Genomic DNA, 8,346 nt, shown 5'->3' with positions numbered 1-8,346 from the left:
ATCGGCGACGGCGCCGGAGCGATGGTGCTGCTCTGGAACCTGGCCGGCGTGCTCGTGACGGGCGCCGCCGCCGTCGGAGTCGCGACCGCCCCCGGCCTCGCCGTCGCGGCGCCGCTCGCGGTGCTCGCGTGCCTGCTCACCGCGCGGCACCGCCTCGCCCGCGCCTGAGGAGCGCCCCGGGCCGCGGATGCGAGGATGGCCGGGTGACCGCGCATCCCCGGCTCGACGAGCTCATCCGCACCGTCCACGTCCTCCGCGCCCCGGGCGGCTGCCCGTGGGACGCCGAGCAGACCCACGAATCGCTCGTGCGCTACCTCATCGAGGAGTCGCACGAGCTCGTCGACGCGATCGAGGCGGGCGACCGCGCCGATCTGATCGAGGAGCTCGGCGACGTGCTCTACCAGGTGCTCTTCCACGCCGATCTCGCCGCCGACGGCTCCGAGCCGTTCACCATCGAGGACGTCGCCGCGCACATGAACGCCAAGATGATCGGCCGGCACCCGCACGTCTTCGGCGACGCCACGGCCGAGACGGCCGACGACGTCATCGCGGTCTGGGACGAGCTGAAGAGGACCGAGAAGCCGCATCGCACGAGCGTGCTCGACGGCATCCCGCAGGGCATGCCCGCGCTGGCGCTCGCCGACAAGGTGATCGGCAAGGCGACGACCCTCGGCATCGTCGACGCGGGGGAGGGGCCCCTGCCCATCGAGTCGGAGGACGACCTCGGCCCGCTGCTGCTCGCCATCGTCGCCTCCGCGCGCGCCCAGGGCCTGGACGCCGAGCGCGCGCTCCGCACCGCGACCCGCGACCTCCAGGACGAGATCCGCGCCGTCGAGCGCGAGCGCGCGGCGGAGTAGCGGCGCAGTAGCGACGGAGGAGTGCGGCCGACGGCGGGACCGGCCGCGCAGGCCCCCCTCGGCCGCCCCGTCCGCTGCCGGTCGTCTGGGAGAATCGTCCCCATGGCCTCCTCGATCACCCCGCCCCGCGGCATGCGCGACTTCCTCCCGGCCGACAAGGCGAAGCGCGAGCACGCGCTCGCCGTCATCCGCCGCGTCTACGCGTCGCACGGCTTCGACGAGATCGAGACCCCCGTCGTCGAGGACTTCGAGCGACTGCACTCGGGCCTCGGCGGCGACAACGAGAAGCTCGCCTTCAGCGTGCTGCGACGCGGCCTCTCCCACGACGACCTCGCCGCGGCCGCCGCCTCCGACGACCCGTCGGCGCTCGCCGACCTGGGGCTCCGCTTCGACCTCACCGTGCCGCTCGCCCGCTTCTACGCGACGCACCGGGCCGAGCTGCCCACCGTCTTCCGCTCGGTGCAGATCGCCCCCGTCTGGCGCGCCGAGCGCCCGCAGAAGGGCCGCTACCGCCAGTTCGTGCAGTGCGACATCGACATCATCGGCGAGCCCGGGCAGCTGGCCGAGGTCGAGCTGATCACCGCGACGGCCTCGGCGCTCGACACCCTGGGTCTGCGCGACTGCACGATCCGCATCAACGACCGCCGGCTCCTGCTGGGCATCCTCGAGCACTGCGGATTCGCGCCCGAGCGCTTCGGGCAGGCCCTGATCTCGATCGACAAGCTCGACAAGATCGGCGCCTCGGGCGTCGTCGCCGAGCTCGAGGCCGACGGAGCCGACGCCGCCGCGGTCCTCGGCGGCTACCTCGCGCGCATCGAGGGGGCGGTGAGCGGCGGGGGAGTGCCGCTCGAGGAGTCCGAGATCCTCGGGATCCTGCCCGAGGGCGTCGATCCCGAGGCCGTGCTCGCCCTCGAGACCCTGGCGCGCGCGCTGCGCTCCCTGCCGGCAGGCGTCTCGCTCCGCTTCGACCCCACCCTCGTGCGCGGCATGGGCTACTACACCGGGACGATCTTCGAGATCGCGCACCCGTCCTCCGGCTCCTCGGTGGGCGGAGGAGGGCGCTACGACGGCATGATCGGCCGGTTCCTCGGGCAGGACGTCCCGGCGTGCGGCTTCTCGATCGGCTTCGAGCGGATCGTCGAGCTGATCGACGTGCCCGTCGACGAGCGCCCGGACGCGGTCGTGCTCGTGCACGAGCGCGACGCGGCGCCCGAGACGCTGCTCGCCCTCAAGCAGGAGCTGATCGCGCGCGGCTCCCGGGTGCGGCTGGAGCGCCGCAGCAAGAACCTCACCCCGCTCCTGGACCGGGCGGGTGCGGCGGGCTTCACCCGCTTCGCCCTCGTTCCGCGCGACGGCGCGGACGTCGACTCCCTGACGTTCAAGCGGCTGGGCTGATCGAGCGGGCTCCGGAGGGGCTCCCCCCGATCCGCCGGACGAGTCCGCCGGAGTGGCGCATCCGTTGTCGGATCCGTGAGAGCCTTAATACCCGCGAAATCTGCGGACACACCCGAGAAATCTCCCGAGGATAGCGTCGAGGCACCCGATCGGCGCGACTTGGCGCGCCTGAACGGGCTCCCGTCGCCACCCGCGCACCACAGCAGCAGCATCACCGCGGCCGCTCCCAGCAGCCCCGACGATCTCGACCCGAGGAGTCCCCCTTGACCCTGTCGCCCTTCCGCACCCCGGCCTTCGACCGCCGCAGCCTCCTCCGCATGGCGGGCGTGGCCGGCCTCGCCCTCGGCGGCGCCTCCGTCCTCGCCTCCTGCTCCTCCGACGCCTCCGGCTCGACCGGTGGCGGCGGCGAGGGCGGCGACCTCGGCACCCTGAAGGTCCAGCTCTCCTGGATCAAGAACGAGGAGTTCTCGGGCGAGTTCTTCGCCGACTCGAAGGGCTACTACACCGAGGCCGGTCTCTCGGGCGTCACCCTCACCGCGGGCCCGTCGACCGGCACCGCGGAGCTGCTCTCGGGCTCCGCCGATGTCGCGCTCAGCGACGCCGTCTCGGTCGGCACGGTGATCGCCCAGCAGGAGGCTCCGCTGAAGATCATCGGCGCGACCTACCAGAAGAACCCCTTCACGGTCCTCTCGATCGCGACCGCGGGCAACATCGCCACCCCGGCCGACATGGCCGGCAAGAAGATCGGCGTCCAGGCGTCGAACACCTCGCTCTTCCAGGCGCTGCTCGCCGCGAACGGCCTCTCGGAGTCCGACCTCACCGTCGTGCCGGTCGAGTACGACCCCTCCGTCCTCATCAACGGCACCGTCGACGGCTTCATCGCCTACCTCACCAACGAGGCGATCACCGTCGCGAACGAGGGCTACGAGGTCGTCAACCTGCCCTTCGCCGACAACGGACTGCCGTTCGTCGCCGAGACCTTCACGGTCACGGAGCAGGCCATCGCCGAGAAGCGCGACGCGCTGAAGGCGTTCCTGGTCGCCGAGATCAAGGGCTGGACCGACGCCGTGCAGGACCCGGAGGCGGGCGCGATGCTCGCCGTCGAGGAGTACGGCAAGGACCTCGGCCTCGACGAGGCCTCCTCGAAGGAGGGCGCGACGATCCAGGCCGAGCAGCTCGTCGTCTCGGACGACACCGCCGCGAACGGCCTCTTCACCATCTCGGACGAGCTGCAGAGCGAGACCATCGCCTCGCTCGCCGGCGCCGGCATCGACATCGCCGCCGACGACCTCTTCGACATGAGCCTCCTCGCCGAGGTCTACGAGGAGAACCCCGAGCTCGTCGACTACGCCGCCTGATCCCGGCGCCGATCCACCTCCACGAAGGGCACCACCCGTGACCGACACGACCGACGCCGGCCTCCTGCGCGAGCAGGACGCCGGCGGCACCGGCATCCAGATCCACGGCCTGTCGAAGACGTTCCGGATGGGCGCCCGCAGCGTCACGGCGCTGCAGGACACGGATCTGCACACCGACCAGGGCAGCTTCCTCGCGCTGCTGGGCCCCTCGGGGTGCGGCAAGTCGACGATCCTCCGCATCCTCGCGGGGCTGGAGGAGCCGACATCCGGCTCCATCCGGGTCGACGGCCGCACCCCGAAGGAGCTGCGCCGCGACAACAAGCTCGGCATCGCCTTCCAGGACCACGCGCTCCTGCCGTGGCGCAGCGTGATGTCGAACATCCGCCTCCCGTTCGAGATCGCGGGCAAGAAGGTGGACCAGTCCTACATCGACGAGCTCATCGACCTGGTGGGCCTGCGCGGCTTCGAGAAGGCCAAGCCCGCTCAGCTCTCGGGAGGCATGCGCCAGCGCGTCTCGATCGCGCGGTGCCTCATCCTCAAGCCCGAGGTGCTCCTGCTCGACGAGCCGTTCGGTGCGCTCGACGACATGACGCGCCAGAAGCTGAACCTCGAGCTGCTGCGCATCTGGACCGAGAAGCCCGCCACCACTCTGCTCGTCACGCACGGCATCTCCGAGGCGATCTTCCTCTCGGACCGCGTCGCCGTGATGAGCCCGCGTCCGGGCCGGGTCAAGGAGATCATCGACATCGACCTGCCCCGCCCGCGCACGCCCGAGATGCAGCGCACCCCCGAGTTCCACGCGTACGTCGACCAGGCCTCCGAGCTACTGTTCGGCGACGGCGGCGCGGCCGCCGACGAGCACTAGGACGCGCACCGTGGCCACGGCTTCCCCCTCTCCCGCGCTCGAGCGGCGCTCCTTCTCCCTCCCGCCCTGGGCGTCCGGACTCCTCGGTGTCGTCGGCATCGTGGCCGTCTGGTGGGCCATCGCGCTCGTCAGCGCGCCCACCGGCTCCTCGACCTACGCCGTGGTGCCCACCCCCGTGCAGGTCGTGCAGGTCGCGATCGACGACGGCTTCGGCTTCTACTGGCGCAACTTCTCCGTCACGATCGGCGAGGCCGCCGTCGGCTACTTCTGGGGCAACCTCATCGCCCTGGTGCTCTCGGCCCTCGTCCTCGTCGTGCCGTGGCTGGAGGGGATCGTCTCGCAGCTCGCTGTCGTCACCTACTGCGTCCCGATCGTCGCGATCGGCACCCTGGTGCTCCTGATCATGGGCGGCGCCGAGGCCCCCGGCCTGCCGAGCGCGACCGCGGTGTTCCTGGCCGGCCTCTCCGTGTTCTTCACCACCGTGGTGGGCAGCCTCCTGGGGCTCAAGGCGGCCGACAAGGCGTCGCTCGACGTCGTCACGGTCTACGGAGGCACGAGGCTCACGCAGCTGCGCAAGGTGCGCCTCATCGCGGCCCTGCCCAACATCCTCTCCGCGCTGCAGATCGCGGTCCCCGCGGCCTTCCTCGGCGCGATCCTGGGGGAGTACTTCGGCAAGATCGAGACCGGGGTGGGGCCGATCCTGGTCGCCGCGCAGGTCTCGCTCAACTCGCCGCGCGTCTGGGCGCTCTTCCTGCTCTGCGCGGGAGTCGCGCTCCTGGGCTACGGCATCGTCGGACTGATCGGCCGCCTCGTCGCGCCCTGGTCCTCCGGAAAGCAGGCGCGATCATGACCCTCACCCGCGGCAGGACCGAGCAGTCGACCGACACGTCGATCCTCGCGGTCGACGAGCTCCGCCGGCAGCTGCGCTCGGCGGCGCTGGGCGCGACGCTCAAGAGCCTGCGCAAGAGCGCGCTGATCGCCCTGTCGACGATCGTGATCGTCCTCGCGATCTGGATCGGCGTCATCCTCTTCAGCGGCGTCTCGCCCTACGTGATCAAGGGGCCGTGGGACGTCTGGGACCACCTCGTCACCGGCGAGAGCGCCGCCGAGCACCGCGCCGAGCTGGGCGCGCTCTTCGCGGTCACCCTCTGGGACTCCTTCATCGGCTTCGCCGCCGGTCTCGCGGTCGCGATCCTCGTGGCGATCCTGTTCCGGCTCTCCAAGGGCGTCGAGCACGCCCTGATGCCCTTCGCGCTGCTGCTGCGCTCGGTTCCGCTCATCGCGATGGCGCCGCTGATCATCCTGGTGTTCGGCCAGGGCACCGTCGCGTCCGTCGCGGTCGTCGGCGGCATCGTGGTGCTCTTCCCGGCCCTGGTCACGATCGCCTTCGGACTCAAGAACGCGTCGCCGCAGATGCTGGACGTGGTCGCGGTCTACGGCGGATCCACGCTCACCGCGATCCGCAAGGTCGCGATCCCCGGCGCCCTGCCCTCGCTCTTCGCGGCCATCCGCATCTCCGTGCCCGGTGCGATCACGGGCGCCCTCCTCGCGGAGTGGCTGTCGACGGGCGGCGGAATCGGCGGCACGATCTCGAAGTGGTCGACCCAGGCGCGCTTCGACGACGTCTGGTCGGCGGTCGTGCTCGTCACGGGCGTCTCGCTCGTGCTCTACATGCTCGTCCAGGTCGTCGAGACCTTCGTGCTGTCCCGGATGTCACTCTCGCTCAACTGAGCGCGCGCCGGCATCCGGGCGGCGTGTCCGGGTGCCGGCGCCTCAGACGGTGACGAGCGCGTCGACGCGGCTGCCGGCGAGCAGCTCGCGGCCGCCGAGACCGTCGAGCTCCATCACGACGGCGATGCCCTCGAGGCTCCAGCCGGCCCGCTCGATCAGCCGGCGGCTCGCATCGAGCGTGCCGCCGGTGGCGAGCACGTCGTCGACGAGCAGGAGCCGCGCACCCTTCGGCACCGCGTCCTCGTGCACCTCGAGGGTCGTCGTGCCGTACTCGAGCGTCGCGTCCTCGCGCAGGACGGCGCGGGGGAGCTTGCCGGGCTTGCGGATGGTGACGACGCCGAGCCCCGCCGAGTAGGCGGCGGCCGCTGCGAGCAGGAAGCCGCGCGCCTCCACCCCGGCGATCGCGTCGATCCGGCCGCGGTAGGGCTCCAGCAGCGCGTCGGCCACCGCGCGCAGCGCCTCGCCGTCGCCGAAGACCGGAGTCAGATCGCGGAACAGGATCCCGGGCTCGGGGAAGTCGGGGACGACCTCGGTGAGGCGCTCGACGAGGGCGGCGGCGGTCGTGGTCACGGGATCCTCCGGATCGGCTCGCGCGCGGGCGCGCTGCTGTGTTCAGGGCCCTGGAAGTCTACGCACGCCCCGCGTTCCCCTGCCGTTCGGGGGCGGTCAGTAGACTCCTTCCCGACCGCTCCCACCCTCCGGGAGCGCACCCGTCAAGAGGAGATAGTTGTGGCCCTTATCGAGGCAGTCGTCGCCCGAGAAATTCTGGACTCCCGTGGCAACCCCACGGTCGAGGTCGAGGTCCTGCTCGAGGACGGCGCGTCCTCGCGAGCGGCCGTGCCCTCCGGCGCGTCCACCGGTGCCTTCGAGGCGTACGAGCTGCGCGACGGCGACTCCGAGCGCTACCTCGGCAAGGGCGTGCAGAAGGCGGTCGACGCCGTCATCGACGAGATCGGCCCGGCCATCGAGGGCTTCGACGCCACCGACCAGCGCCTCGTCGACGCCGAGCTGATCGAGCTCGACGGCACCGAGAACAAGTCGCGCCTGGGCGCCAACGCGATCCTGGGCGTCAGCCTCGCGGTCGCCAAGGCCGCCGCGCAGTCGGCAGACCTCGACCTCTTCCGCTACGTCGGCGGCCCGAACGCCCACACTCTGCCCGTGCCGCTGATGAACATCATCAACGGAGGCGCGCACGCCGACACCGGCGTCGACATCCAGGAGTTCATGGCGGTCCCGCTGGGCGCCGAGTCCTTCTCGGAGGGCCTGCGCTGGGGCGTCGAGATCTACCACGCGCTCAAGGCGCAGCTGAAGAAGGCCGGCTTCGCCACGGGCCTCGGCGACGAGGGCGGCTTCGCCCCCGACCTGCCCACCAACCGCGAGGCCCTCGACTTCATCCTCAAGGCCGTCGAGGCCGCCGGCTTCACCCCCGGCAAGGACATCGGGCTCGCGCTCGACGTGGCCTCCTCCGAGTTCTACAACGACGGCGCCTACACGTTCGAGGGCAAGAAGCTGACCGCGGAGGAGCTCTCCGCGTACTACGCCGACCTCGTCGCCAACTACCCGCTGGTCTCGATCGAGGACCCGCTGGACGAGGACGACTGGGCCGGCTGGACCCACCTCACCGCCGAGATCGGCGACAAGGTGCAGCTCGTCGGAGACGACCTCTACGTGACCAACCCGGTGCGCCTGGCCCGCGGCATCGCCGAGAAGGCCGGCAACTCGATCCTGGTCAAGGTGAACCAGATCGGCACGCTCACCGAGACGCTCGACGCCGTGGCCCTCGCCCAGCGCAGCGGCATGACCGCGATCCTCTCGCACCGCTCCGGCGAGACCGAGGACACCACCATCGCCGATCTCGCGGTCGCCGTGGACGGCGGTCAGATCAAGACGGGCGCCCCCGCCCGGTCGGACCGCGTCGCGAAGTACAACCAGCTGCTGCGCATCGAGGAGATCCTGGGAGGTGCGGCCACCTACGCGGGTCGCTCCGCCTTCCCGCGCTTCTCGGCGTAGCCTCGCCCAGCGGCCCCGGTCGTCCCGCACCTCGGTGCGGGCACCGGGGCCGCTCCCGTTCCCCCAGCACCGCCGAGGAGGCCTCCGCCATGGCTCGACCGCCCCGCCGTCCCTCCGCTCCCGGCAGCGC

At 71.6% G+C, this 8,346-nt stretch carries 8 protein-coding genes; 7 read left to right on the top strand and 1 reads right to left on the bottom strand.

Annotated elements, in window-relative coordinates:
• Positions 1 to 203 precede the first annotated feature (203 nt).
• The 6 genes from NB037_RS17450 to NB037_RS17425 all read left to right on the top strand — a co-directional run bounded on the left by NB037_RS17450 (position 204) and on the right by NB037_RS17425 (position 6,206).
• The gene (locus tag NB037_RS17450; RefSeq protein WP_251948044.1) at positions 204 to 857 is read left to right on the top strand and encodes a nucleoside triphosphate pyrophosphohydrolase; all 654 of its coding nucleotides are present in this window, start codon (positions 204 to 206) and stop codon (positions 855 to 857) included.
• Between the two features lie 102 nt (positions 858 to 959).
• Entirely contained in the window at positions 960 to 2,252 is a 1,293-nt protein-coding gene (gene hisS, locus NB037_RS17445; RefSeq protein ID WP_251948041.1) for a histidine--tRNA ligase, read from the top strand.
• A 263-nt stretch (positions 2,253 to 2,515) separates the two neighbouring features.
• The gene (locus NB037_RS17440; protein WP_251948039.1) at positions 2,516 to 3,610 is read left to right on the top strand and encodes an ABC transporter substrate-binding protein; all 1,095 of its coding nucleotides are present in this window, start codon (positions 2,516 to 2,518) and stop codon (positions 3,608 to 3,610) included.
• A gap of 127 nt (positions 3,611 to 3,737) precedes the next feature.
• Positions 3,738 to 4,475 (top strand): ABC transporter ATP-binding protein, encoded by a 738-nt coding sequence (locus tag NB037_RS17435; RefSeq protein WP_207403519.1) that lies wholly within the window; start codon positions 3,738 to 3,740, stop codon positions 4,473 to 4,475.
• A gap of 10 nt (positions 4,476 to 4,485) precedes the next feature.
• A complete protein-coding gene (locus NB037_RS17430) occupies positions 4,486 to 5,325 on the top strand; it encodes an ABC transporter permease (RefSeq protein ID WP_251948037.1) in 840 nt (279 codons plus the stop codon).
• Complete coding sequence (locus NB037_RS17425; protein ID WP_251948035.1) at positions 5,322 to 6,206, top strand: ABC transporter permease; 885 nt, start codon at positions 5,322 to 5,324, stop codon at positions 6,204 to 6,206. The genes NB037_RS17430 and NB037_RS17425 overlap by 4 nt, the downstream gene beginning before the upstream one ends.
• A 42-nt stretch (positions 6,207 to 6,248) precedes the next feature.
• Here NB037_RS17425 and NB037_RS17420 read toward each other — a convergent pair whose 3' ends face one another.
• Positions 6,249 to 6,776: an adenine phosphoribosyltransferase gene (locus tag NB037_RS17420; protein WP_251948033.1), complete on the bottom strand. Its 528-nt coding sequence runs from the start codon at positions 6,774 to 6,776 to the stop codon at positions 6,249 to 6,251.
• 159 nt (positions 6,777 to 6,935) lie between these two features.
• Here NB037_RS17420 and eno point away from each other — a divergent pair, with 159 nt between their 5' ends.
• Positions 6,936 to 8,216 carry a phosphopyruvate hydratase gene (eno, locus tag NB037_RS17415; RefSeq protein ID WP_055793720.1) on the top strand — a complete coding sequence of 427 codons (1,281 nt, stop codon included), beginning with the start codon at positions 6,936 to 6,938 and terminating at the stop codon, positions 8,214 to 8,216.
• Positions 8,217 to 8,346 lie beyond the last annotated feature (130 nt).

Origin of the sequence: Rathayibacter rubneri (assembly GCF_023743255.1) — a bacterium.
Taxonomy (GTDB): Bacteria; Actinomycetota; Actinomycetes; order Actinomycetales; family Microbacteriaceae; genus Rathayibacter; species Rathayibacter rubneri.
Note: the sequence above shows the minus strand (reverse complement) of the source record. Positions and strands in the feature narration are given on the sequence as shown.